We start from the raw sequence: 24,089 nt of genomic DNA, 5'->3' as shown, positions 1-24,089 counted from the left end.
CTTCAGCCGATCAGCGCTGTGTAGGCGGCTTCGTCCATCAGCCCGTCAAGCTGGGACGCATCGGACGGCTTGATCTTGAAGAACCAGCCGTCGCCCAGCGGGTCGCTGTTGGCGAGGCTTGGGTCGGCTGCCAGTGCCTCGTTCACCTCGGTGATCTCTCCGTCCACCGGGGCCATGATGTCGGAGGCCGCCTTGACGCTTTCGATCACGACGATCTCGTCATCCTTGGCGACGGTTGTGCCGACCTCGGGCAGTTCGACAAAGACCAGATCGCCCAGTTGCGTGGTCGCGTGTTCGGTGATGCCCACCACATAGGCGTCGCCTTCGGCACGGAGCCATTCGTGTTCTTCGGTGTATTTCATCGGTTTCCCTCGTTGGTTTCGTTTGGGGTTATCTTTTGAAGTTGGCGGGGGTGAAGGGCAGTTTGGCGACCGTCACTGGCATACGTTTGCCGCGCAATTCGCCGTAGAGCGTGGTGCCGGTTTTTGCGTATTCGGTGGGGACATAGCCCATCGCCACCGGGCCGCCGACGGTGGGACCAAAGCTGCCGGAGGTGATGGTGCCTATCGGCTCTTCGCTGTCTTCAGCGTCGAACAGCGGAACACCCTCGCGCATGGGCGCGCGCCCTTCGGGCAGCAGCCCCACGCGTTTGCGGGTTACGCCGTCTTCGATCTGGTGCAGGATCTGGTCGGCGCCGGGAAAGCCTCCCGCCCGGTCATCGCCGACGCGGCGCACCTTCTGGATGGCCCAGGTCAGGCCCGCTTCGACCGGCGTGGTTGTGTCGTCGATGTCGTGGCCGTAAAGGCAGAGCCCGGCTTCAAGCCGCAGCGAGTCGCGGGCGCCGAGGCCGATGGGCTCAACGTCAGGATGATCGAGCAGTGCGCGCGCGAGGGGTTCGGCGCTGTCCATGGGAACCGAGATTTCGTACCCGTCTTCGCCTGTGTAGCCCGAGCGTGATACCCACGCGTCGACCCCGTTCAGATCCAGCGTGGCCACATCCATGAAACGCATGTCGGCGGCCCGCAGATCGAGTGTGGCCAGCACCGTTTCGGCAGCGGGGCCTTGGAGCGCGAGCAGTGCGCGGTCGGTGATCTCGGTGACGACTACGTCCGGTGCTAGCGCCGATTTCATGTGGGCGATGTCGGCGTCCTTGCAGGCGGCATTGACCACGACAAACACGTGATTGCCGCGATTGGCGAGCATCAGGTCATCTTCAATCCCGCCATCTTCGTTAGTAAAGAACCCATAGCGCTGGCGGTTTTCACCAAGGCCCAGCACGTCGACCGGAATCAGCGTTTCGAGACCCATAGCAGCGGCCTCATAGGTCGCCCCCCGGACAATGACCTGACCCATGTGGCTGACATCGAACAGGCCCGCCTTCGTCCGCGTATGGAGGTGTTCCTTCATCACGCCGAGCGGAAATTGCACCGGCATGTCATATCCGGCGAAAGGCACCATCTTGGCCCCGAGCGCCACATGCAGTGCGTGAAGTGGGGTCTGTTTGAGGTCGGACATATCCCATCGCCTTTTTTGCAAGCCGACGAGATTGTGAGCAATCAAGCGGCACCATGTCAGGCGCAGGGCTGTGCCTGCGCGTCGGTGCCTCCTCTGTCCTGAGTGCCTGAGATCATTATCCCTTCGGCGGATGCGGTTGGCATCACTCTCCAGAGTCTTGGGGCCTGTCGTTGGTCCTGTGGCCTGAGAGTTTCCGAGGCAGTTGCTCCTTCGGCACCAGTGATCTGGTTCTCCCAACGTCAAGCGCTTCGAGTTTCGTATCGGAAACTCGACCGATATGGCAAGTGAAATATCTGCGGCCGGGTTAGTAGGCGATTGGAGCATAGTCACATACGCGGCTGGGGCGGCCTGCGCCTTCCGATGTCGCCGTGACAACGTGGTGGTCACCTGATAGGTGCCTCAGGTTCTGGCCTGCCTTGTTAGAAGTATCCGACATGACACTCTTTGCTTTTCTGGATTACGCGTCGGTCCTGGTCTTTGCGTTGACAGGATCACTGGTCGCAAGTCGGGCGCAGCTTGATATCGTGGGGTTCTGTTTCTTTGCGATCCTGACTGCGGTGGGCGGGGGTACGTTGCGGGATGTTCTGCTGGACCGGAACCCCGTGTTCTGGATCGAAAACCCATCCTATCTGGGCGTTGCAAGTGCCGCGGCCTTGTTGGTGTTTGTGACGGCACATCGGTTGGAGAGCCGGTACGCCGTGTTGCTTTGGCTGGACGCGTTTGCGTTGGCGGTGGCTGTCGCGGCGGGATCGGGCATTGCGCTGGCGCTGGGCCATTCGGCACCGGTTGTCGTGGTGATGGGCATCATTACCGGATGCATGGGCGGGCTGATGCGTGACGTGGTGTCCAATGAGGTGCCGCTGGTCCTCAAACAGGGCGAGCTTTATGTCACCTGCGCCCTTGGTGGATCGGCAGCGACGGCCCTTGCCAGCCATTTTGATCTGTCGCCGAGCCTTGGGGCCACAATCTGTGCGGCCGTGACATTTACCCTGCGCGCAGGGTCTTTGTATTTCGGGTGGCGTTTGCCTGTCTACAAATCACGTCCGCCACGGGTCTAGGGGCAGGCGGGTCCGTTGTCAGGACACGGCCACGAGGGTTTGCAAAGGGCGCGCTGGCACCCGTTTTGCGCCGGTTTTGCGCATCCCATGCGACGCTTGTCATCACGTGGCCTAAATTTGAACCACACAGCCAGCCACGGCATGTCCTTGCTTAGCCCGCTGATCGCAAGTGTAGACTGAGAGAAACGAAAGCCCTAGCCTGATCCAAGGTAACGGGACCGGGAGCACATATCCACGGACCGCCCAATCCCCGGATACCTGAAATAAGACTACAAAATAGGGACAGCTTCATGAAACTAGTTATTGGCCTTGATGGTCATGGTTCCGGCGAACACGCGTTAGCGTTCGCCAAGGAACTGGCCGCCAAGACGACGGATTGCGAGTTGATCGTCGTCTATGTGATCGAATGGTCACCATTTTCATTCCAGACCCCCGAAGAGAATGCAGAGCGCCACAAGCGTCGCGAAGAAGAGATTGCGGTGGCCATGGATCGGGTGGTGAACCCGGCGGTGGCGTCTTTGACCGAAGCCGGGTTTTCTGCGCGGGCCATCGTGCGCCATGGCGACGTGGCTGAGACCATCGACAACATTGCCCACAAAGAAGGCGCAAGCCAGATTATCGTGGCACGGGCAAGTGCCGGTGGTTTGACGTCTCGGTTGTTTGGCAGCTCAACTGCAAATCTGGTGATGAACGCGCGCGTTCCCGTCACTGTCGTCGCATAAGGATCTGTCCAAATGAAAAAGCTATTTTCAATACTGCTGGCGCTGTCGGCTTTCATCGCCGTTTCGGTGCCTGCACAGGCGCAAGAGGCCGCCGCATCGCTGGATGCGCGCGTGAACGAGGCCTTTGCAAGTTTCACGGGGCCGTTTGTCAGTTTCATCTTTGCCCCCATTCCCGGCACGGCCTTTCCATGGATCGTGATGTGGCTGGTGATCGGCGCGACCGTGTTCACAATCTACTTTGCCGCGGTCCAGTTCCGGTTTTTCGGCCACGCGATTGGCTTGGTCAAAGGCGACTATTCCGACCCTGAGGACGCGGGCGAAGTCAGCCACTTTCAGGCGCTTGCCACGGCTCTGTCGGGTACTGTTGGCCTTGGTAACATCGCGGGTGTTGCCGTGGCGGTCGGTATCGGGGGGCCCGGTGCCACGTTCTGGATGATCCTTGCGGGCCTTCTGGGCATGGCGTCGAAGTTCACCGAATGTACGCTGGGTGTGAAGTACCGCAACGAATACCCGGACGGCACCGTGTCCGGTGGCCCGATGTACTACATCTCCAAGGGTTTCAACGAGCTGGGTCTGCCCGGTGGCAAGATCCTCGCTGTGTTGTTCTCGGTCTTTTGTATTCTGGGTGCGCTGGGCGGCGGGAACATGTTCCAGGCCAACCAGGCCCATGCACAAATCACGCAGATCACCGGGGACTATCCCGGCTGGATCACCGGCATCATCTTTGCGGCTGTCGTCTTTGCCGTGATTGTTGGCGGGATCAAGTCCATTGCCAAGGTCACCGAGAAAGTCGTGCCGTTCATGGGCGTCATGTATGTGGGTGCCGCGCTGATCGTTCTGATCGTCAATTTCGACATGATCGGTTGGGCCTTTGGTCAGATCTTTGCCGGGGCGTTCACGGGCCTGGGTGTCGCGGGCGGCTTTGTCGGCGCGTTGATCCAGGGCTTCAAGCGGGCGGCGTTCTCTAACGAAGCAGGCGTGGGGTCTGCCGCGATTGCGCACTCTGCGGTGAAAACCAAAGAGCCAATCACGGAAGGCTTCGTGTCCTTGCTGGAGCCGCTGATCGATACGGTTGTGATTTGTACGATGACCGCTTTGGTGATCATCATTTCGCAGCAATTGATCGTTGATCAGGCAACCGGCAACTACATGCTGAACGAAGCGGGCACCGCGATTGCAACGGTTGATGGCAATTCCGGTGTCGCGCTGACCTCGGCTGCATTCGGCTCTGCCATCAGTTGGTTCCCTTTTGTGCTGGCGATTGCGGTGATCCTGTTTGCGTTCTCGACCATGATTTCCTGGTCGTACTACGGCCTGAAAGCATGGACGTATCTGTTTGGCGAAGGCAAGACGACCGAACTGGTCTTCAAGATCATCTTCTGCATCTTCATCGTGATTGGCGCGGCGGCAAGCCTTGGGCCAGTTATCGACTTCTCGGATGCGGCGATCTTTGCGATGGCGGTGGTCAATATCTTCTGCCTGTACTTCCTGATGAAAGTGGTGCGCAAGGAGTTGAACTCTTACAGTGCGCGGCTCAGCTCGGGTGAAATCAAGAAATTCTCGCACTAGCCGTACACACAGGTAATGCAAACGGCCGCCCTTTGAGAGGGCGGCCGTTTTGTTTGTGTCATGCCGGTGTGGCACTGTGTGTCAGGCACTTGGGCGTTCCCGCGATTGGCACCTGCACACGGCTCAGCGGTTCAGCAGGTGGATCGTGATCCGGTTGTCGCTGGAGCCAGACGTATGCGCCTTGACCTTGAGCCGGCGTTCGTCGGCGTCGAGGACCAGTTGGTTGCCGCGCAATGTCAGCTTGTCGGTGTGTGTGGCGATAATCACATCCCGTCCGCCGCGCAGATTGAAGGTGGACCCGGATCGCGACAACAGGAACAGTCGTGTCCGTTCGCCATTGATCCTCAACCCAAAGGTCTGGCCGACAAATTCGCCATCAGAAGAATAAACGCGGATACCGCTTTTGCCGTTGATAGCGGCAATGTCGGAGCCGCTGAGGTCGGCTTGGGCGAAGGTGGCGGACAGGCCCATCACAAGAGCAGCGGTGAGCGTGGTAGCGGCGGTTTTGAAACGTTTCATTTTAACGTCCTTTCTGTGCTGTTGAGCAGAAGGTGGGCACCCGTTTTGAGGATGAAAGGACGCGTCACGGCCACGTGTTGATTGCAACAATTGTACCCGCGGCAATGTGTTCCGAAGGTGAAGAGGGCCGTGGCTCAGACACGAAAAAGGCCGCCCTGCATGTGCAGAGCGACCCGTTCGTGTCGTAGCACCAAGTGATGCAATCGCTTATTTGAAGTCGATCTCAACCGGACCGGCTGTGTTCTGACCGCCAAGGCCGACAGCTGCATACAGGTCGTCCGCGCTTGGGCTGAGTGCCACGCCGCCATTGACCACTGTCACGTTCTCAGGATCGATGGTCAGATCCATTGTGTCACCGTCAAAACGCAGGCCAGCTTCCATGTCGATCATGATTTCTGCGCGGTCATTTTCACCGATGTTGAAATCTTCGATCTGGCCCAGCAGAACGCCATCGCTGGTCACGACATTGCCGCCTTCGGTGGTGTCGATGGTGGCGACGCGATTGGTGTCACCGGCCAGTGTGTTTGCGGGGTCGAATTTCATGCCGGAGTAGTCGTCGGCCAGCAGCGGTGCTGCGGAAACTACCAGAGCGGTCGAGGCGATCAGTGCAAACTTGCGTGTCATTTTAACTTTCCTTTCACTTATCTAACTTCGACTGGACAACAGCCCGAGCGGCGAAATCGTTCCCAAAAAACGCAAGAAAAATCTTTTTAAATCAATGGAACAGCCGCCTTGATCGCGCGTTTTGTGGAGTCGCCCTGGCACGGTCAATCAAAACGGGCTTCCGCGCAATTCAAAACAAAATAGCCCCCCGGTGCGAACGGCTCCGGGGGGCTGCGTCATGCAAATGGTTTGTGAAAAGTGATCAGATGCGCGGCAGGTGCACCAGGATGCGGTCGTCGTCCTCCTTGCGCACATATGCTTTTGTCTGCACCCGCTGCTTGTTGGCATTCAGGATGATCTGGTTGCCTTGCAGTGTCAGTTCGGTCGTGTTGGTGCGGATGATGATTTCTTTGCCGTTTCTGCGCAGCACATCACCGCTTGCGGGCTTGAGGAACAGCGACGCACGGCCGCCGCTGATGGACGCGCCCTCGATCAGGCCGACCAGTGCGCCGTCGGAGGACAGCACCTGTGCATTGCGGAGTTTCTCTACCGTTGCTGCCTCTGCCGCTGTCAGGTCGGCATGGCTGGCGGTGGCGGCGATCCCGAGCGCAAGCGCGACGAGCGTGGTTTTGATGGATTTGATACGAATGTGCATAAATGGTCCTTTCAGATTGTCATGCACTGGTAACCCGCGCCGCGCGGGGTTTATTCGAACTTTTTTTCAGCGGTTGATCAGCAGGACCGTAATGGGCGAGCTGTCATCGGTGAACGACTTGTTTGCCCTGATCTTGATGCGTTCGGCGTTGGCGTCCATGATCAGATCGTTTCCGCGCAGTGTCAGTTGTTCGGTCAGCGTCGTGACCACGATGTCTTTGCCGCCCGTACGCCGGAAGATGTTGCCGCCCCGTGTCTTGAGAAACAATCGAGCGCGGTCGCCCTGAAAGCTGATGCCGTCACCGGTGCCCAGAACGGCGCCGTCTGACGACAGCACGCGTACTTTTGAGTTGTTGGACAGGGCCGTGATATCGGCCGAAGATAGGTCAGCTTGGGCGATGGAGGCGGGCAGGGCCAAAAGGGCCATTGCCATGAGGTGTCTTGCGGATCGCATTGTCTTCTCCCTTTTGCGTGCACGCGCTACCCTGAAAGGTGGGGCAACGCGGCACAAAGGCAAAAGGCGTCACGGCTTTGTGTGGCGGTGCATTGCCCGCCGTCAGTCCCCGGGTTTGCTGCCTCCGGGGGCTTCTTCGACCACCTCTTGCGCTGCCTGGCTTGCTGCGGCGGCGATCGCGATTTTTTCGTCATCCGTGAGCTTGTCGTGTTCATCAAGGTTCGGGATGGCCACACGCACCTCACGGCGGGCAAAGTCGATCCCGGCCTCTTCGAACTTCTTGTTCACGCGCGTCAGCAGTTCCTTGCGGATGGTGAATTGCGTGCCCGGCTTGGCCATGAATTTGCCGCGCATGACGATGCCGACGTCGTCGAACTCCAACACGCCTTGGGATTTGAAGGGTTGCAGGAAGTCGTCCTTGAACAGCGGATCGTCCAGCATTTCGGCGCCAATGCTTTTGAAGATCTTTTTGACCTTGTTGGGGTCTGTGCCGAAAGGAACGGTGAAGCGCAGTTTCATGATCACCCAATCGCGGGAGTAATTGGTGATCTTGGGGATCTCGCCATAGGGCAGCGTGTGGACCGGACCGCGGTGGTGGCGCAGTTGCATGGACCGGATCGAGATCTTCTCGACCGTGCCCATGGTGCCGTCCACTTCGACGTATTCGCCAGTGCGGAAGGCGTCGTCGACCAGAAAGAAGATGCCCGACACAACATCGGAAACCAGCTTTTGCGCGCCAAAGCCAATGGCCAGACCGACGATACCGGCACCCGCGAGCAGCGGCGTCGTGTCGATACCGATATTGCCCAGGCCCAACAGCAGGAACAGGATGATGATTGCGGCCCGGCTGACCCCAAGGATCAGGGGCAGGACCGTCGACAGGCGTGATCCACCCGCGCCGCCGCCGTCTCCGCCACCCATCTCTTCGTTCTCGGGATCATAGCCTGCTGCCGTTTGTTCCGCCGCCAGCTTGCGGTTGATCCAAAGCGAGACGACCTCGTAGACCAGATACCCGATCGACAGGATCATCAGGAATTCGATTACGTTGCCGGCGAAACGTTCCCCGACGCCGGCAGAGGCGATGCTGGAGGGGCTCATGCCCCAGAAATTGGCGATGGTGATCAGGACGATGCCGAAGACGATCACCCGACCGATGCGGATGTACGACCGTCTGGTGGAAGCATAGGCCCGCTCCGCAATTGGTCCTTCGCCTGTCATGGGCGGCGCGAGGTGTCGCACGAGGCCCCGGATCAACGTATCCATGGCTGGCGCGAATAGCAGCAGGCCCATGGTCTTGTAGTGGGGTGAACCGGCAAGCAGGGCAAAGTTGCCGGTGCTGGCCACGATGTTGACGATCCACCATGTGCCAAGCGCCACAAACACCCCGAAATACGGAAAAGCGCGGGCAATGCGTTCTTCGACCGGGCTGACGTCGGGATCAGCACCTCGCATCATCATCACGGACGCTTCGCGGTAGCGCCAGATTACGATGGCTGCGTACAGGTGGATGCCGAGGTTCAGCCAGAAGCCCAGCCGGGATTCCCCGACTGGCACCCCATTGGCCGCGTTGAAACGGACGATGAAGGTGGAAAAGCCGATCAGGAAGACGAACCAGAACATATGAAACACCATGGCCTTTGCCGTGGCGTCAGTGGCATGCACAAGCCGGTATGCGGGGTTGTTCGGCGCCATGAGGAACCGCGACACGGCGATTGCAAGGCGGGGCAAGCCGATCAGCAGCGGGCCAACTGTTCCGATGAAGGGACGATAGAACGGCGGAACGAGGTAGTAGGTGATCAGATATGCGGCGAGGACAAACACGCCGACAGCTGCGATTTCGCTGGTGAGACGTTTGACTAGTAGGATGACGTTTTGGGCAAGGCCGCTGTTTTCCGGCATCTCTTTGGGCAGGACCAGCCATGCACTTGTGATGCGCCGAAACAGAAGCTCGGCCGCGATCCCGCCAGCGACAGCCAGCAACAGAAAGCCGAACGTGCGCGCGAGGCCGTCCACGCCGAGGAAGCTGGCAAAGTTGGAAAAGGCCTTAGCCTGACTGCTGAACAGGATCGGGAGCCGTTCGATAGACGTGGTGATGGAGGCGAATGCGCCCGCCGTTGAGTGGTAAAAGAGCTGCGAGACGTCTTCGTCCTCGACGTCTTCGGCGGCTTGGGTGTTGAGCTGATCCAAAAGCAGATCGCGCACCTGCGTGTCGCTGAGCCGGGAGATCAGGGCATTCGCGGCCTCTGGCGTGAGCGGATCCGGCAGTGTCACTCCGGGGTCTTCGGTCGTCGATCCGGTTGTCACAAGCGATTGTGCGGAGGCTGGATTAACCCATGCTACCGCCAAGGTGACCACCATGGCCAACAACAGATTGGAAAGAGTGCGCATATGTCCCCCGACGCAGCGATTTTTCGCACTGTGGGGCGCGCAGGATCACTGTTGCAAGGAGATTCATTTCACCGATTGCTCAAAAAAAAGGCCGAGCACGAAGCTCGGCCAAGTCCAACAGGGAGGTATGAAGAGGGCGCGATGTGCGCCGTGTCTCTTCAATAGGCGAGGTAGGACCGCACATGCCGCCGATCAAGGCACTTTCTGCATCCGCGAAGGCATGGCAGATATGCGATTTCTGCATGCCTCAGGTTTTTTCCTTTGCCCTCAAAACTTTACGGTAGGCGATGATCTCTTCCTGCACAAAGTCGCGAAAGGCGGCAATTCGCTTGGATTGGCGTAATTCCTCCGGATATGCCAAAAAAACAGGCACATCGGCGGACTCGATTTCTGGCAATACACGTATGAGTCGCGGGTCATCGAGGCTGACATAGTCGGGCAGGATGCCCAGACCTAGGTCTTGCAGCACGCCCTGCAAAACGCCGAAATAGTTGTTCACCGTCAAAAGCGACCGCACTTCGTATGTCAAAAGATGCTGCACAAGGCTGCTGCCTGCACCGACTTGGGCCGCGTTCACATTCTGGCAGATCAGCCTGTGGTCGACGAGATCGCTCAATTCCTCCGGCGTGCCGTTGGCATCGAGATAGGCTTGGGTAGCGAACACCTGCATCTTGACCGTCATCAGGCGTTTGCGGATCAGGTCGGCCTGGCTGGGTTCTTTCATGCGGATGGCAACATCCGCTTCGCGCATCGGCAGGTCGAGCACGCGTTCTTCGAGCATGAGGTCCACGCGCAGGTCGGGGTATTGTTCGTAGAGTTTGACCAGACGCGGGGCCAGCCACAGCGTGCCGAAGCCAATGGTGGTGGTTACACGCAGGTCGCCGAACACTTCCTCTTCGCTGTCGCGAATGCGGGCGCTGGCCGTGTCGAGCCGTTTGTTCATGGCTGTGGTGGCGTCGAACAGCAACTCGCCCTGTTCCGTCAGGATCAACCCACGCGCGTGGCGGTGAAAAAGGGTGGCGTTCAGTGATTCTTCGAGCCCGCGGATTTGGCGCGAGACCGCAGATTGGCTGAGGTTCAGCTTATCACCCGCGTGCGTCAGGCTTCCCGCGTCCGCGACGGCGTGAAATATTCGTAATTTGTCCCAGTCCATTCGCACCACTTCCTTAACGTCAACGTCACCCTATCCGAAATCTTCGTATTTCACATGACCCCGTGGACCGGAACCGGAAAGACACGAAGATTTTTATGGCAAGGTCAGTATTTGTGACCTATTATCATCTCAAATTTATGCAAGACTGATCACGGCAGGGAGGCCATTGATGAGCACGCAAAAGATATCCTTGAACGACCGCTACGATCTGGAAAAGAGCCCCGTTCTTTTGAATGGCACGCAGGCGCTTGTGCGCTTGATGTTGATGCAAAAGGCGCGGGATGTCGCTGCGGGGTTGAACACCGCCGGTTTGGTGACGGGATATCGCGGATCGCCCTTGGGGGCGGTCGACATGCAAATGACGCGGGCGTTGAAGCAACTGGCCGCCTCCGACGTGACCTTTCAGCCCGGATTGAACGAAGATCTGGCGGCGACGGCTCTTTGGGGATCCCAACAGGCCGAGTTGCGGGGCGAGGGCAAATTCGATGGTGTGTTCGGCCTTTGGTACGGCAAGGGGCCGGGTGTGGACCGGTCGGGCGACGCGTTCAAGCACGCCAACATGGCTGGATCGTCGAAGAACGGCGGTGTGCTGGTGGCCATGGGGGACGATCATACTGGTGAGTCTTCGACCGTGTTGCACCAATCCGAATGGGCGCTGATTGATGCCTACATGCCTGTGGTGTCGCCAGCGGGCGTGCAGGAGATCATGGATTACGGCCTTTATGGTTGGGCGCTCAGCCGGTTTTCGGGGCTGTGGGTCGGTCTGAAGACCATGAAGGACACGGTGGAGGCGACATCTGTGGTGGATGGCGATCCGCATCGGTTGACGTTAACCGTGCCAGACTACCCGATGCCCGAGGGCGGGCTGAACATCCGGCTGGTGGATACTCCGACCGAGCAGGAAGCGCGGATGATCGACCACAAGCGTTTTGCGGCGGAAGCCTTTAGTGCGGCCAACAAGATGGACAAGCGGATGTGGGGCAAGGCGGGGGCCAAGATCGGCTTTGTCGCTGCGGGCAAGAACTGGCTGGATCTGGTTCATGCGCTGAACCTGCTGAATATCGATGAGAACGAGGCCGAGCGGCTGGGCATTACCACCTACAAGGTTGGGCAGACCTTTCCGCTGGATATGCAAGGGTTCCATGACTGGGCCGAGGGGCTCGACCTGATCGTGGTCGTGGAAGAGAAGCGCAAGCTGATCGAGGTGCAGATCAAGGAGGCGATCTTTGACGACCGGCGGGGGCGGCGCGTCTATGGCTGGTACAAGGGTGGTGCCGGGGGCATGCACCGCGAGGAGTTGTTCCCGACTCGTGGGGCGCTGGACCCGATCCTGATTGCAGAAAAGCTGGGGGCGATCCTGCTGGAGGAGGATCGCAATACCGATGGGATCAAAGCCGGGCTGGCGAAGCTGGACGAGGCGCGCCGGTCCGACAATGCCGAGGATATCGCGGCGCGGCTGCCCTATTTCTGCTCGGGCTGTCCGCATAATTCGTCCACCAAGGTGCCCGAAGGGTCACGCGCCTATGCCGGGATCGGCTGTCATTACATGGTCCAATGGATGGACCGTGAGACCATTGGTTACACGCATATGGGGGCCGAGGGGGCCAACTGGATTGGCGAAGCACCGTTTTCCAAGCGGGGTCATGTGTTCCAGAACATTGGGGACGGGACGTATAACCACTCCGGTGTGCAGGCCATTCGCGCGGCTTTGGCGGCTGGTACGAACATCACTTACAAGATCCTGTATAATGACGCCGTTGCCATGACGGGCGGGCAGGGGAATGAGGGTGGCCTTGATCCTTATCGCATCGTGGACGAGGTGCGGGCCATGGGCTGCCAGCATGTGGCCGTTGTTTATGACGACAAGGAAGACGTGGATGTGTCGCGTTTTCCGTCCGGCGTGCCGACCCATGAGCGGGCCGAGTTGCAGATTGTGCAAGAGCGGTTTGCCAAGACCGAGGGCGTTTCTGTCATTGTGTATGTGCAGACCTGTGCTGCGGAGAAGCGGCGGCGGAGGAAGCGTGGGACGTTCCCGGATATCGACAAGCGCGTGTTTATCAACACGGATGTCTGCGAAGGCTGCGGCGATTGTGGGGTGCAATCGAACTGCGTGTCCATCGTGCCGAAAGAGACCGAGCTTGGTCGGAAGCGGGCGATAGACCAGTCGTCGTGCAACAAGGATTTCTCTTGCCTCAAGGGGTTTTGCCCCAGCTTTGTGACGCTGGAAGGCGCGCAGGTAAAAAAGGCGGCGACGACCGAGTTGCATTTGCCGGACCTACCGATGCCCGAAGTGCCTGAGATTGATGGCACGTGGAATGTGGTGATCACTGGTGTGGGTGGTACGGGCGTTGTCACCATTGGTGCCGTGATGGCGCAGGCGGCGCATATTGACGGCAAGGGCGCCGGAATGATGGAGATGGCGGGGCTGGCTCAGAAAGGCGGCGCCGTGCACATCCATTGCCGTATTGCCAACGATCCCCACGACATCAGCGCCATTCGTGTGGCGACCGGCGAGTGTGACGCGTTGATCGGGGGCGATCTGGTGGTGAGCGCCGGGGCGAAGACCCTTGGCTTGACCAGCACGGGGCGGACGGGGGCTGTGGTGAACTCTCACGAGATCATTACCGGGGATTTCACCCGCGATACGGAATTTGCGCTGCCGTCGGAACGGCTAAGCCTTGCCCTTGAGGCGCGGTTGCAGGATCGGGTGGACATGTTCGATGCGTCTGATCTGGCGAAGGCCACGATGGGCGACAGCATCTTCTCCAACATGATGATCTTTGGCGCGGCGTGGCAGCGGGGGCTGGTGCCGCTGACCTTTGAAGCGATCATGGCGGCGATTGACCTGAATGGTGCGGCGGTGGAGCGCAACAAACGCGCGTTCGATATTGGGCGCTGGGCGGTGCTGCATACCGAGGAAGCGGCGCGGATTGCCGAGCCGAAGGTGATCCAGTTGCCGAAGTCCCTGGAGGACAAGATCGCGTTCCGGGCGGATCATCTGGTGAAGTATCAATCGAAGCGCCTTGCCAAACGCTATCGCAAGCTGGTGGACGGGATTGATGATGTCGCCGTGCGCGAGGCTGTGGCAAAGGGCTACCACAAGCTGCTGGCCTATAAGGACGAGTACGAGGTGGCCCGCCTGCATTTGGAGACAGAAGCAAAGGCGCGGGAGCAATTTGATGGCGATTTCACAATGAAGTTCCATCTGGCCCCGCCGATGCTGTCCAAGGAAGGGCCTGATGGGCGGCCCATGAAGAAAGAATATGGCCCCGGCATGATGCGGAACTTCCGTTTGCTTGCGAAGCTGAAAGCGCTGCGCGGCACGCCGTTGGATATCTTTGGCAGGACCGAAGAGCGCCGCATGGAGCGGGCGCTGATCAAGCAATATGAGGCGGATATGAAAACCGTGTTGCCTGAACTGGGGGACAACACCCGTGATGCGATTGTGGCTTTGGCTGCTTTGCCGTTGGATATCCGTGGCTTTGGGCCAGTCAAGCAGGCCAATGAAGTGAAGGCTGCGAAACGGCGCGAAGAGCTGTTGTCTGTGATCCGCGCCGGGGGACCGAGCCACGCAAAAGCGGCTGAGTGATCACGTCACACCCGTGTCATATGGGCTAGGCAGGACTGCGCCCGCCCCGTAATACGGGAATGAGCTTAGTCAGCAGGCCCCGCATCATGCCCAATCGCCAACGCGAGATCACGCGCGAGATCAGCTACTCCCACTCAGCCGAGACCAAGGGCGGGCGGGCTTTGATCCGTATTCTTGAGAACACGACCGGGCGGTTGCGGTTGATCAAACGCGCCGAAGGGTACGAACACGAGGTTGCGGCGGGTCGGGATTTCTGGGCCGTCATGGTGGAACGCTACGGCCTGACGTTGAATGTCGTGGCTGGTGCGTTGGAGAATATCCCGCGCGACCAGCCGCTGATACTGATCGCGAACCATCCCTACGGCATCATGGATGGGTTGATGATGGGGCATATCCTGTCGACCATTCGGGGTGATTTCCGTATTCTGGCGAACTCGGTTTTCAAGAAGGCTGAAGAGCTGAACCGAGTGCTGTTGCCGATCAGTTTCGATGACACGCGCGAGGCGTTGGCCTTGAACATCGAGACCCGCAAGGAGGCGTTGCGCTATCTGGGCGCGGGCGGGGCGATTGGCATTTTCCCGGGGGGCACTGTCAGCACGGCGGCCAAGCCATTTTCGCGCCCCATGGACCCCGGTTGGCGCAGCTTTACGGCGCGCATGGTGGCCAAGTCCGAGGCGACCGTTGTACCGCTCTATTTTGACGGGCACACAAGCCGCCTGTTCCAGATTGCCAGCCATTTGCACAACACGCTGCGCCTTGGGCTGCTGATCAAGGAGTTCAAGAAACGGGTGGATACGCCTGTGGACGTCGTCGTGGGCGAGCCGATTGGCCGTGATTTGCTGGACCCGATGTCGGGTGATCCCAAACAGATGATGGAGTTTCTGCGCAAAGCCACGTATGAGCTTAACCCGAACCCCAACAAGGTGTTTGATCTGGGGTACGAGTTCGAAGAGCGGCACCGCACGTAAGGGCGCGACATGGCAGTTGGTATTTTCGATTCCGGTTTGGGCGGGCTGACCGTGCTGGACGCCGCGCAAAAGCGGCTGCCGGATGTGGAATTCGTGTACCTCGCCGACAGCGCCAATGCACCTTATGGTGTGCGGACGGCGGACAACATCTATGAGCTGACGACGGCTGCCGTGCAGCGCCTGTTCGATGCGGGCTGCAATCTTGTGATTTTGGCCTGCAACACCGCCTCTGCCGCCGCGTTGCGGCGCATGCAAGAGGGGTGGGTGCCCACGGACAAGCGCGTTCTGGGTGTGTTTGTGCCGATGATCGAAGCGCTGACAGAGCGGCAGTGGGGGGATAATTCTCCGCCTCGGCAAGTGGCTGTGGAGCATGTGGCGTTGTTTGCGACCCCTGCAACGGTGGCAAGCCGTGCGTTTCAGCGCGAGTTGGCGTTTCGCGCCATTGGCGTCGATGTGGAAGCACAGGCGTGCGGCGGTGTTGTTGACGCCATTGAGGATGGTGACATGATCCTGGCCGATGCATTGGTCCGATCCCATGTGGATGCGTTGAAGCGCAAGATGCCCCATCCGCAGGCGGCGATCCTGGGCTGTACCCATTACCCGCTGATGCAGGATGAATTTCAGGATGCGCTGGGCGCGGATGTGGCTGTGTATTCACAGGCTGGCCTCGTGGGCGAGAGCCTTGCCGATTATCTGGAGCGGCATCCGGACAAGGTGGGCGCCGGGACCTCTGCCTATCTGACCACGGGCAATCCCAAGACTGTCAGCCAGCGTGCAACGCAGTTTTTGCGACGACAGATCACGTTTGAAGCCGCCTGATCTGACACCTTATTCAAGAAGACTGACATGACCTACAACATCGCTATTCTGGGCGCTTCCGGCTATACGGGCGCTGAATTGATCCGGCTGATCTCCGGACACTCTTCCATTGAAATCAAAGCTTTGGGTGCGTTCTCTAAAGCCGGGCAAACCGTGGCGCAGGTCTATCCACATCTGCGGCATCTGGATTTGCCGCCGATGGTTGCCTTCGACCAGATTGACTGGACTGGCATTGATCTGTGTTTCTGTGCGTTGCCGCACAAGACCAGCCAAGAGGTGATCTCGGGCCTGCCGCGCGACTTGAGGATCGTGGATCTGAGTGCGGATTTCCGGCTGCGGGACCCGGAGGCTTATGCCAAGTGGTACGGCAACCCGCATTCGGCGGTCGAGATGCAGCGGGAGGCAGTCTACGGCCTGACCGAGTTCTATCGGGACGAGATTGCAGTTGCGCGGTTGGTGGCCGGCACGGGATGCAATGCGGCGACGGGGCAATTTGCTTTGCGGCCCTTGATTGCGGCAAGTGTGATTGATCTGGATGACATCATTCTGGATTTGAAGGCGGCTGTCTCAGGGGCAGGGCGCGCGTTGAAGGAGAACCTCCTGCATGCGGAGTTGTCCGAGGGCTATCACGCCTATGCCACCGGCGGTGCGCATCGGCATCTGGGCGAGTTCGATCAGGAGTTTTCCAAGGTGGCGGGGCGGGATGTCAATATCCAGTTCCAGCCGCATTTGATCCCGGCCAACCGGGGCATACTTGGGACCGCTTACGTGAAAGGCGAGGCACAGGTCATTTTTGACACGCTGGTGCAGGCCTATGAACATGAACCTTTCATTGAGGTGCTGCCGATGGGAGAAGTCCCGTCGACCCGCCATGTGCGTGGATCGAATTTTTGTCATATCGGTGTGGCGGCGGATCGGTTGCCCGGGCGGACCGTTGTGGTTGCGGCGCTCGACAATTTGACCAAGGGATCGTCGGGGCAGGCGTTGCAAAATGCCAATCTAATGTTAGGTATCTCCGAGACCGAGGGGTTGATGATGGCCCCGTTGTTTCCGTAGCGGGTTAAGAATTTTCGTACGAATATTCTTGGTCGGGTGGGAGAGAGATGAAGAGCCTGAAAAAGCAGCGTCGCATTCAGGTCATCGCCCTTGCGGCGGTGGCCTTGACCCTGTCGACCGTGCTGATTGGCTATGCGATGCGCGATGGTATCAATTTTTTCCGCGCGCCAAGCCAGATCGTGGCGGAGCCTCCCGGACCGGCGGAAGTGTTTCGCATTGGTGGATTGGTCGCGGAAGGCTCTCTCGTCCGAGGCCAGGGCAAGTCGATTCGCTTTGAAGTGACGGATGGTGGCGCGACGGTGCCGGTGGTGTTCACCGGTGTTTTGCCGGACCTGTTTGAAGAAAACCAGGGTATGGTCGGCACTGGGCAGTACATCAACGGTGTCTTTGAAGCGTCTGAAATTCTTGCCAAACATGATGAAACCTACATGCCGTCCGAGGTGGTGGATGCCCTGAAGGAACAGGGCGTTTACAAAGATCCCAACGGCTAGCGTACGGTCAGGTTAAAGCGCGTTAACCACATCACCGCATCTTTCCCGCACCTCCGAGGGAAAGGGTGTGCCGATGCAGACTGTCCAAGATATTGCGGAAGAAATCGTGGGCCGCGAAGGTGGCTTTGTGAACGACCCGGATGATCCGGGAGGGGCCACGAATTTTGGCGTGACCATTCATACCATGCAGCGGCTTGGTCTGGACCTGGATCGCGACGGCGACGTTGATGTGCGTGATGTTCGGCGGTTGAACCGCGCGCAAGCGGTTGAGATTTTCGTGACCCACTACTTTGAAGGTCCGCGCATCGCGGAGTTGCCCGCGCCGCTTCATGCGAGTGTCTTCGACATGTATGTCAACGCGGGCGGCAATGCGGTCAAAATCCTCCAGCGGTTACTGAATTCGATGGGCCATGAAGTGATTGTCGATGGGGCTTTGGGTCCGCAATCCATTGGTGCGGCTCGGGACGCTTACAATGCGGCGCCGGATCATCTGGTGGACGCCTACGGGATTGCGCGGCGCAATTATTACTTCCGTATCGCCGACAATCGTCCGGCCAGCCGAAAATATGCACGGAGCAGGGCCGGCGGCAAAGGCGGTTGGATCAAGCGGGCCGAGGAGTTCATCGCGCCGCGGTTTCATCTGACGGATGTGCAGTTTCGTGAAAGGGTTGCATCATGGGGATGATCAACGGGTTGTTCGGGTTGCTGTTTGGCGGCGACCGCAATGTCGTCAAGGATACGGTGGAGGTGTTCCGCGAGAATGCCGAGGCGGGGTCTGTCCGTGCGCACGAGGTTCAAGTTCAGGCGATGAAGGAATTTGGCGCAGAGTTTGTGGTGCCCAGGCAAGGAGTCTTTGATCGCTTGATGGACGGGGTCAACCGTCTGCCGCGCCCTGCTTTGGCTCTTGGTACTTTGGGGTTATTCGTTTCTGCCATGGTGTCGCCACTGTGGTTCGCGGAGCGGATGCAGGGTATTGCACTGGTGCCGGAGCCACTGTGGTGGCTGCTGGGCGTGATCGTTTCGTTCTATTTCGGGGCGCGCCATCAAGTGAAGGCGCAGCAGTTTCAGCGTGAGATTGTTCAAACCATGTCTCATGTGCCGCAAGTGATCGAGAATGTCTCGGCCTTGCGAAAAATGCGTCATGACGGGATTGGTGCGGCGGCCACGGATGGGGATGCGACACTGACGGTTGCGTCACTGGCCCAGGGGGAGAATGCGGCGCTGGATGAGTGGCGTCGCGCGGCGTAATCCCAAGGACGCCTGTAGGCGACACCATGATCACGGGGCTCTGCCTCCGCCTGTGGCTCCCCCGTGGTACTTTTGGTCAGAAGAAGAGAGGCGATGGCGATGTCGTGATGCGACATAAACGGCAGGGGCATTGGCGGCAGAGGCGTGCCGTCATATAACCGGGGTATGATTACAGAGCTCGGCCACTTTGCCCTCGTCCTCGCCTTCTTGATTGCCATTGTTCAGGCCGTCGTGCCGATGATCGGCGCGTGGCGCCGCGACGCACGATGGATGGCCGTTGCCGAACCTGCAGCGTCTGCCCAATTCCTGCTGATTGCGTTTTCCTTCGCCGCCCTGATGTGGGCTTTTGTCGTATCTGATTTCTCGCTGCGTCTGGTGGTTTTGAACAGCCATTCGGCCAAGCCGATGCTGTACAAGATATCAGGAACGTGGGGGAACCACGAAGGGTCGATGCTGCTTTGGGTGCTTATTGTGGCTCTGTTCGGAGCGACGGCCGCGTGGTTCGGAGACAACCTGCCGCCGACACTGCGTGCGCGGGTACTGGCAGTGCAGGGCGCAATTGGCGTGGCCTTTCTGGCGTTTATTCTGTTCACCTCCAACCCGTTCCTGCGCTTGGCCGTGCCGCCCTTTGATGGGCAGGACCTGAACCCGCTGTTGCAGGACCCGGGCTTGGCGTTTCACCCGCCATTTTTGTATCTGGGCTATGTTGGCTTGAGCATGGCGTTTTCATTTGCGGTTGCCGCGTTGATCGAGGGCCGTGTCGATGCGGCTTGGGGCCGCTGGGTGCGCCCGTGGACTTTGGCCGCTTGGGTGTTCCTGACCATCGGCATCGCACTGGGATCCTGGTGGGCGTATTATGAGCTTGGTTGGGGCGGTTTCTGGTTCTGGGATCCGGTCGAGAACGCCTCTTTCATGCCGTGGCTGTTGGCAGCGGCGCTTCTGCATTCGGCCATCGTGGTCGAGAAGCGCGAGAGCCTGAAATCGTGGACCATCCTGCTCGCGATCCTTGCCTTTGGGTTTTCTCTGATTGGCACGTTTATCGTGCGTTCCGGCCTGCTGACGTCCGTCCACGCCTTTGCCAATGATCCCGAGCGCGGTGTGTTCATCCTGATGATCATGGGCTTTTTCATGGGCGGGGCACTGATCCTGTTTGCCTTGCGTGCTGGTGTCATGGAAGCGCGGGGCGTATTTGGCATGGTCAGCCGTGAAAGCGCGCTGATTGCCAATAACGTGTTGCTGGCTGTCAGTTGCTTTGTGGTCTTCGTGGGCACGATGTGGCCGCTGGTGGCCGAGATGTTCTTTGACCGCAAACTCAGCGTGGGGCCGCCGTTTTTCAATATGGCCTTCACGCCGTTCATGGTTGTGTTGGGATTGATCCTGCCCGTTGGGGCAATGATCCCTTGGAAGCGTGGACAAATGGGGCGGGCGATGAAGCCGTTGCGCTACGTTTTTGTGCTTGCTCTTGCCTTTGGCGGACTGGCTTGGGCCATGAACACCGGGCGCAGTCTGACAGGACCGCTGGGTGCATTTCTTGGTGCGTGGCTGGTTATGGGGGCGATGGTCGATCTGGCATCGCGCACGGGTCAATCCTTCAACTTCTCGCGGTTGTGGCGCTTGCCTCGGGCAGATTGGGGCAAGACGGTCGCGCATGCGGGCCTTGGTGTGACGATGTTCGGGGTTGCCGGTCTGACGGCTTGGCAGTCCGAAGACATCCGCGTCGCACAGATCGGAGAGCAGTTCACAGTCGGTGGCTATGATCTGACACTGGATGAGGTGCAGGATGTCGAGGGACCGAATTACCTGTCGACGATGGCGTTCATCACTCTGTCCCAAGACGGCAAGGAAATTGCGCAACTGCGCCCCGAGAAACGCATATACCCCGTAGCACAGATGCCCACGACCGAAGCCGGGATCGATTATGATCTGGCGCGGGACGTTTATGTCGTGATCGGGGATGCGCAGCAGGGCGGTGGCTGGGCTGTTCGGACCTATATCAAGCCTTTGACCAATTGGATCTGGATTGGCTGTGCGCTGATGTCCTTGGGCGGGTTGCTCTCGTTGAGTGACCGGCGGTTCCGCGTCGCCTCTGGCGCGCGCAAGGCGCAACAAGCAGCGGTGCCTGCAGAATGATACGTCTTGGGGTTCTGTTCTGGCTGGCACTGAGCACGGCGGCGCTGGCTCTTGATCCGGCTGAGATGCTTGATGATCCAAATCTGGAAGCGCAGGCGCGGGAGCTGGATCACGCGCTGCGTTGTGTCGTGTGTCAATCGGAATCGGTGGCGTCCTCGAACGCGCAATGGGCCGTGGATGCGCGCCGGGTGATCCGCGAGCAGGTGGCATCAGGACAGACCAACGGTCAGATCACGGATTTCTTCGTAGAACGTTATGGCGAGTTTGTCCTGATGACCCCCCGCACATCCGGGTCGAACTGGTTGCTTTGGGCTGCGGGGCCGCTGATGTTCCTGCTGGCAGCGGGCATTGGCTTTGGCTACCTGCGCGGTCGCAGCCGTGCTCCTGCAATCACCGATACCGGTCTGAGTGAGGACGAGACGCGACGTCTTCGCGAGATTATGGACGAGTGACGGGCCGTCGGGGCTTTTCTAAACTGATCGGTTTGATATTGAGGATCGGAATCTGAAGGGACACCGGCCATGAAATACGACACCCTGACATATGAGCTGCAAGATGGTGCGGCGATCATCACGCTGAACCGGCCTGACCGGATGAACGCGCTGACCACGCAGATGCGGGCAGAGATCGAAGTGGCCATGACACACGCTGGCAAAGAAGCGCGCGTCGTGGTGTTGACCGGGGCCGGGCGCGCATTTTGCTCGGGCCAGGATCTTGGGGACCGGGCCAATGCGTCCAACCTCGATCTGGAACGCACGTTGCGCGACGAATACACTCCCATGCTGAATGCGATTGTTGATTGCCCGGTGCCAACTGTGGCTGTGGTCAACGGTGCGGCTGCCGGGGCAGGGGCCAACCTTGCGCTCGCTTGTGACGTGGTCATTGCGTCCGAAAGCGCGTATTTCTTGCAGGCCTTTACGCGCATCGGGCTGATCCCCGATGCAGGTGGCACCTATGTGCTGCCCCGCACGATGGGTATGGCCAAGGCAATGGGAGCCGCGCTTTTTGCGGAAAAGATTACGGCCCGTCAGGCTGATGACTGGGGCATGATCTGGGAAGCCGTTGCGGATGAGGCGTTCGAGGAGCATTGGAAAGCCCGCGTCGCCCATCTGTCGAACGGCCCGACCAAGGCCTTTGCCGCCGCCAAACGTGTGATCCGGGGCAGTTGGGCCAATGATCTGGAAGCGCAGATGGCGTCAGAGGCGTCAGAGCAGGGCGATTGTGGTCAAAGCCGGGATTTCCGCGAAGGCGTGCTGGCGTTTGTAGAAAAGCGTAAGCCGAGCTTTGAAGGGCGGTGAGACCAGCGCCCGGCTGCAGGTCACCTCGTTGTTAGGTCCAGCCCACGCGATAACAAAACGTCGCTCGCTTCAATTCTGCCAGCGCCGCCCTCAATGCGCACGACAGTCGTTCCATTCATTTGGACAAGAGCGTCCCCGCCGTCTTCAACGATGTTTATCACGGGCGCGAACGGGGTCATTATGACCAAAGCATCTTCGCCGGGCGTGTAGTCTGTTACTACGCCGGGACCGGTTTCTGCTATGACAGCGCTGCCCAGTGCAAAGAATGTGTCATTATCGGCGCCGCCCGTGACCGTGTCTGCCGTACCAAAAATGATCTGATCATCCCGGTTTCCCCCATCAATCACGTCGGCCTCAAAGTCGTCTTGGGGTATGAACAGACGGTCGCCCGGTACGTCACCTGCAACGCTGAATAGCCTCTCGCCGGCTTGCAGGCGCTCAAGAGCATTTGTGGAAAATGCGCCGCGGCTCAGGTCGCCGCCAACCAGGAGGTCGGCCCCTTCGCCGCCCACAACCGTATCTTCGCCTTGCCCTCCCATCACGGTATCGGCAGAGGTTCCGCCGCGCACGGAGTCGTTGCCATCGTTGCCGTTCACCCAGTCCGCACCTGCGTTCCCTGACAGGCTGTCGTCACCTCCACGACCCTGCAGGAAATCGTCATCTGCATTGCCGTTGATCCGGTCATCGCCAGCCTGGCCCTGAATGATGTCCGATCCGTCGCCACCGTTGATCGTGTCGAAACCTGCGCCGCCCTCAACGGTGTCGTCGCCTTCAAACCCGTCAATGACATCCGCGACACTCGTGCCTGTCAGTCCGTCTGCGTCCTCGGTGCCTTCGATGGTCGGTGTTGCAGAGGCGTCTTCGGGTTGCAGGATGCCTATGTCGTCAGCCGTCAGTGTGCCTGCAGCCCCCGTCACCCGGGCCAGCACCTCACCCTCGTAGCTGACCAGCGCATCTTCGCCGTCATCTGTCACGGTGATCGCGTCTTCGTCCACGGTTTCATCGGCGCGGAAGTAAAGCGCAATGGTTTCGCCTTCGGGGTTGTTGAAGTCGGTGATCGTGGCGGGACCAAGGTCACCCTCTGCCGCATGGGCGATCACGGCAAAATCGTCCAGTTCGCGCCCCCCTTCGGCCACGTCACCTGCACCCATGATCAGCAGGTCCGACCCACCGCTGCCAAAAAGCTGGTCCGCCGCGCCGTCGTCCCGGATGTCCGCGATAGGGTTGGTTTCTTCGGTAAAGATGTCGTCCAGCGTTCCGCCATCGCGCAGGACGCCCAATTCGGCATTTGTCAGCGGGTCCGCATTCAATTCACCACCAATCACAACGTCGTCGCCGCTGCGACCGTCCACGGTGTCTTCTCCCAGACCGCCGATGGCCACGTCATCGCCGCCGCCGGCTCGCACGAGGTCGGTGCCGTCGTTGCCATCCACCCAATCGTCGCCGGAAAACCCCTGCAGCGTGTCGTTGTCGCCGCGTCCCTGCATGGCGTCGTTGCCTTCGCCACCGATCAACCAGTCGTTGCCGTTCAAACCCTGCAGAACATCATCGCCCGCTTCGCCGGACAGGGTGTCGTCGCCCAGCAGGCCGATAATGTCATCGTCACCTTCATTGCCTGTGATGGAGTCTGGCCCGGTTGTGCCAATCAGAACCTGGTCGTCTTCCTCGCTCGAATTTTGTTCATCTTCGTCCGCGAGCGGCCCGATCATCATGGCAGGGAAGAGAGAGAGTAGAAACAGCACCGGTCCAACCTTTTATCGACTTTTCAGAGTGTTCGGAAATGGGGCACGCGATGTCAACGCTCGGCTCAAAAATGCAACCTTCGCGGCTCACAATCCGGGCATTGGTTGGCATT

General features: G+C 59.3%; 22 protein-coding genes and 1 riboswitch. Of the genes, 13 read left to right on the top strand and 9 right to left on the bottom strand.

What is annotated here, in order from left to right; all coding sequences use genetic code 11:
• Positions 1-2 precede the first annotated feature (2 nt).
• On the bottom strand, positions 3-362 hold the full coding sequence (gcvH, locus tag Q1A32_RS12955) for a glycine cleavage system protein GcvH (protein ID WP_299653805.1): 360 nt from the start codon (positions 360-362) through the stop codon (positions 3-5).
• 28 nt (positions 363-390) lie between these two features.
• Complete coding sequence (gcvT, locus tag Q1A32_RS12950; RefSeq protein WP_299653802.1) at positions 391-1,515, bottom strand: glycine cleavage system aminomethyltransferase GcvT; 1,125 nt, start codon at positions 1,513-1,515, stop codon at positions 391-393.
• A gap of 161 nt (positions 1,516-1,676) precedes the next feature.
• Positions 1,677-1,761: riboswitch (glycine riboswitch) on the bottom strand.
• 188 nt (positions 1,762-1,949) lie between these two features.
• Between gcvT and Q1A32_RS12945 the strand changes: the two genes are divergently transcribed.
• From Q1A32_RS12945 to Q1A32_RS12935, 3 genes are all read left to right on the top strand, one after another.
• Positions 1,950-2,573 carry a trimeric intracellular cation channel family protein gene (locus Q1A32_RS12945; protein WP_299653799.1) on the top strand — a complete coding sequence of 208 codons (624 nt, stop codon included), beginning with the start codon at positions 1,950-1,952 and terminating at the stop codon, positions 2,571-2,573.
• A gap of 290 nt (positions 2,574-2,863) precedes the next feature.
• Positions 2,864-3,295 (top strand): universal stress protein, encoded by a 432-nt coding sequence (locus tag Q1A32_RS12940; RefSeq protein WP_299612251.1) that lies wholly within the window; start codon positions 2,864-2,866, stop codon positions 3,293-3,295.
• Between the two features lie 12 nt (positions 3,296-3,307).
• The gene (locus Q1A32_RS12935) at positions 3,308-4,864 is read left to right on the top strand and encodes a sodium:alanine symporter family protein (RefSeq protein ID WP_299653796.1); all 1,557 of its coding nucleotides are present in this window, start codon (positions 3,308-3,310) and stop codon (positions 4,862-4,864) included.
• Between the two features lie 123 nt (positions 4,865-4,987).
• On the opposite strand, the gene Q1A32_RS12930 is transcribed toward Q1A32_RS12935, so the two are convergent.
• The 6 genes from Q1A32_RS12930 to Q1A32_RS12905 all read right to left on the bottom strand — a co-directional run bounded on the left by Q1A32_RS12930 (position 4,988) and on the right by Q1A32_RS12905 (position 10,635).
• Positions 4,988-5,383: a hypothetical protein gene (locus tag Q1A32_RS12930; RefSeq protein ID WP_299653793.1), complete on the bottom strand. Its 396-nt coding sequence runs from the start codon at positions 5,381-5,383 to the stop codon at positions 4,988-4,990.
• A gap of 207 nt (positions 5,384-5,590) precedes the next feature.
• Entirely contained in the window at positions 5,591-6,007 is a 417-nt protein-coding gene (locus tag Q1A32_RS12925; RefSeq protein WP_299612255.1) for a hypothetical protein, read from the bottom strand.
• Positions 6,008-6,248: 241 nt separating this feature from the next.
• Positions 6,249-6,668 (bottom strand): hypothetical protein, encoded by a 420-nt coding sequence (locus Q1A32_RS12920; RefSeq protein WP_299653790.1) that lies wholly within the window; start codon positions 6,666-6,668, stop codon positions 6,249-6,251.
• Between the two features lie 39 nt (positions 6,669-6,707).
• Positions 6,708-7,094, bottom strand: coding sequence for a hypothetical protein (locus Q1A32_RS12915; protein ID WP_299653787.1), 387 nt, complete (start codon positions 7,092-7,094; stop codon positions 6,708-6,710).
• 102 nt (positions 7,095-7,196) lie between these two features.
• Positions 7,197-9,482, bottom strand: a complete 2,286-nt coding sequence (locus Q1A32_RS12910; RefSeq protein ID WP_299653784.1) for a mechanosensitive ion channel family protein — start codon at positions 9,480-9,482, stop codon at positions 7,197-7,199.
• A 247-nt stretch (positions 9,483-9,729) separates the two neighbouring features.
• Positions 9,730-10,635 carry a LysR family transcriptional regulator gene (locus Q1A32_RS12905; protein WP_299612259.1) on the bottom strand — a complete coding sequence of 302 codons (906 nt, stop codon included), beginning with the start codon at positions 10,633-10,635 and terminating at the stop codon, positions 9,730-9,732.
• Positions 10,636-10,804: 169 nt separating this feature from the next.
• On the opposite strand from Q1A32_RS12905, the gene Q1A32_RS12900 reads away from it, so the two are divergent.
• From Q1A32_RS12900 to Q1A32_RS12855, 10 genes are all read left to right on the top strand, one after another.
• A complete protein-coding gene (locus Q1A32_RS12900) occupies positions 10,805-14,224 on the top strand; it encodes an indolepyruvate ferredoxin oxidoreductase family protein (protein WP_299653781.1) in 3,420 nt (1,139 codons plus the stop codon).
• An 86-nt stretch (positions 14,225-14,310) separates the two neighbouring features.
• Positions 14,311-15,192, top strand: a complete 882-nt coding sequence (locus tag Q1A32_RS12895; protein WP_299612263.1) for a lysophospholipid acyltransferase family protein — start codon at positions 14,311-14,313, stop codon at positions 15,190-15,192.
• Positions 15,193-15,201: 9 nt separating this feature from the next.
• On the top strand, positions 15,202-16,011 hold the full coding sequence (locus tag Q1A32_RS12890; RefSeq protein ID WP_299612265.1) for a glutamate racemase: 810 nt from the start codon (positions 15,202-15,204) through the stop codon (positions 16,009-16,011).
• A gap of 27 nt (positions 16,012-16,038) precedes the next feature.
• Positions 16,039-17,067 carry an N-acetyl-gamma-glutamyl-phosphate reductase gene (gene argC / locus Q1A32_RS12885; RefSeq protein WP_299653779.1) on the top strand — a complete coding sequence of 343 codons (1,029 nt, stop codon included), beginning with the start codon at positions 16,039-16,041 and terminating at the stop codon, positions 17,065-17,067.
• 47 nt (positions 17,068-17,114) lie between these two features.
• The gene (gene ccmE / locus Q1A32_RS12880) at positions 17,115-17,558 is read left to right on the top strand and encodes a cytochrome c maturation protein CcmE (RefSeq protein WP_299612267.1); all 444 of its coding nucleotides are present in this window, start codon (positions 17,115-17,117) and stop codon (positions 17,556-17,558) included.
• Between the two features lie 73 nt (positions 17,559-17,631).
• The gene (locus Q1A32_RS12875) at positions 17,632-18,243 is read left to right on the top strand and encodes a holin-associated N-acetylmuramidase (RefSeq protein ID WP_299653776.1); all 612 of its coding nucleotides are present in this window, start codon (positions 17,632-17,634) and stop codon (positions 18,241-18,243) included.
• Positions 18,234-18,806 carry a holin family protein gene (locus tag Q1A32_RS12870; protein ID WP_299612270.1) on the top strand — a complete coding sequence of 191 codons (573 nt, stop codon included), beginning with the start codon at positions 18,234-18,236 and terminating at the stop codon, positions 18,804-18,806. The genes Q1A32_RS12875 and Q1A32_RS12870 overlap by 10 nt, the downstream gene beginning before the upstream one ends.
• A 165-nt stretch (positions 18,807-18,971) precedes the next feature.
• On the top strand, positions 18,972-20,936 hold the full coding sequence (locus Q1A32_RS12865) for a heme lyase CcmF/NrfE family subunit (protein ID WP_299653773.1): 1,965 nt from the start codon (positions 18,972-18,974) through the stop codon (positions 20,934-20,936).
• The gene (locus Q1A32_RS12860; RefSeq protein ID WP_299653770.1) at positions 20,933-21,388 is read left to right on the top strand and encodes a cytochrome c-type biogenesis protein; all 456 of its coding nucleotides are present in this window, start codon (positions 20,933-20,935) and stop codon (positions 21,386-21,388) included. The genes Q1A32_RS12865 and Q1A32_RS12860 overlap by 4 nt, the downstream gene beginning before the upstream one ends.
• 69 nt (positions 21,389-21,457) lie before the next feature.
• The gene (locus tag Q1A32_RS12855; RefSeq protein ID WP_299653767.1) at positions 21,458-22,234 is read left to right on the top strand and encodes an enoyl-CoA hydratase-related protein; all 777 of its coding nucleotides are present in this window, start codon (positions 21,458-21,460) and stop codon (positions 22,232-22,234) included.
• 20 nt (positions 22,235-22,254) lie between these two features.
• Here the strand turns inward: Q1A32_RS12855 and Q1A32_RS12850 are convergent, their stop codons facing one another.
• Positions 22,255-23,976 carry a calcium-binding protein gene (locus Q1A32_RS12850; RefSeq protein ID WP_299653764.1) on the bottom strand — a complete coding sequence of 574 codons (1,722 nt, stop codon included), beginning with the start codon at positions 23,974-23,976 and terminating at the stop codon, positions 22,255-22,257.
• Positions 23,977-24,089: the final 113 nt, after the last annotated feature.

It is taken from the genome of uncultured Tateyamaria sp. (assembly GCF_947503415.1).
Taxonomy (GTDB): domain Bacteria; phylum Pseudomonadota; class Alphaproteobacteria; order Rhodobacterales; family Rhodobacteraceae; genus Tateyamaria.
This window is presented reverse-complemented; position numbering and strand designations above follow the sequence as displayed.

Excerpts from the sequence above, each read along its gene's own strand:
- Q1A32_RS12905 (WP_299612259.1), bottom strand. The coding sequence starts at position 10,635 with ATGGACTGGGACAAATTACGAATATTTCACGCCGTCGCGGACGCGGGA.
- Q1A32_RS12910 (WP_299653784.1), bottom strand. The coding sequence starts at position 9,482 with ATGCGCACTCTTTCCAATCTGTTGTTGGCCATGGTGGTCACCTTGGCG.
- Q1A32_RS12895 (WP_299612263.1), top strand. The coding sequence starts at position 14,311 with ATGCCCAATCGCCAACGCGAGATCACGCGCGAGATCAGCTACTCCCAC.
- Q1A32_RS12935 (WP_299653796.1), top strand. The coding sequence starts at position 3,308 with ATGAAAAAGCTATTTTCAATACTGCTGGCGCTGTCGGCTTTCATCGCC.
- Q1A32_RS12855 (WP_299653767.1), top strand. The coding sequence starts at position 21,458 with ATGAAATACGACACCCTGACATATGAGCTGCAAGATGGTGCGGCGATC.
- Q1A32_RS12890 (WP_299612265.1), top strand. The coding sequence starts at position 15,202 with ATGGCAGTTGGTATTTTCGATTCCGGTTTGGGCGGGCTGACCGTGCTG.
- Q1A32_RS12865 (WP_299653773.1), top strand. The coding sequence starts at position 18,972 with ATGATTACAGAGCTCGGCCACTTTGCCCTCGTCCTCGCCTTCTTGATT.
- gcvH (WP_299653805.1), bottom strand. The coding sequence starts at position 362 with ATGAAATACACCGAAGAACACGAATGGCTCCGTGCCGAAGGCGACGCC.
- argC (WP_299653779.1), top strand. The coding sequence starts at position 16,039 with ATGACCTACAACATCGCTATTCTGGGCGCTTCCGGCTATACGGGCGCT.
- gcvT (WP_299653802.1), bottom strand. The coding sequence starts at position 1,515 with ATGTCCGACCTCAAACAGACCCCACTTCACGCACTGCATGTGGCGCTC.
- Q1A32_RS12860 (WP_299653770.1), top strand. The coding sequence starts at position 20,933 with ATGATACGTCTTGGGGTTCTGTTCTGGCTGGCACTGAGCACGGCGGCG.
- Q1A32_RS12925 (WP_299612255.1), bottom strand. The coding sequence starts at position 6,007 with ATGACACGCAAGTTTGCACTGATCGCCTCGACCGCTCTGGTAGTTTCC.
- Q1A32_RS12870 (WP_299612270.1), top strand. The coding sequence starts at position 18,234 with ATGGGGATGATCAACGGGTTGTTCGGGTTGCTGTTTGGCGGCGACCGC.
- Q1A32_RS12940 (WP_299612251.1), top strand. The coding sequence starts at position 2,864 with ATGAAACTAGTTATTGGCCTTGATGGTCATGGTTCCGGCGAACACGCG.
- Q1A32_RS12875 (WP_299653776.1), top strand. The coding sequence starts at position 17,632 with ATGCAGACTGTCCAAGATATTGCGGAAGAAATCGTGGGCCGCGAAGGT.
- Q1A32_RS12915 (WP_299653787.1), bottom strand. The coding sequence starts at position 7,094 with ATGCGATCCGCAAGACACCTCATGGCAATGGCCCTTTTGGCCCTGCCC.
- Q1A32_RS12945 (WP_299653799.1), top strand. The coding sequence starts at position 1,950 with ATGACACTCTTTGCTTTTCTGGATTACGCGTCGGTCCTGGTCTTTGCG.
- Q1A32_RS12930 (WP_299653793.1), bottom strand. The coding sequence starts at position 5,383 with ATGAAACGTTTCAAAACCGCCGCTACCACGCTCACCGCTGCTCTTGTG.
- ccmE (WP_299612267.1), top strand. The coding sequence starts at position 17,115 with ATGAAGAGCCTGAAAAAGCAGCGTCGCATTCAGGTCATCGCCCTTGCG.
- Q1A32_RS12900 (WP_299653781.1), top strand. The coding sequence starts at position 10,805 with ATGAGCACGCAAAAGATATCCTTGAACGACCGCTACGATCTGGAAAAG.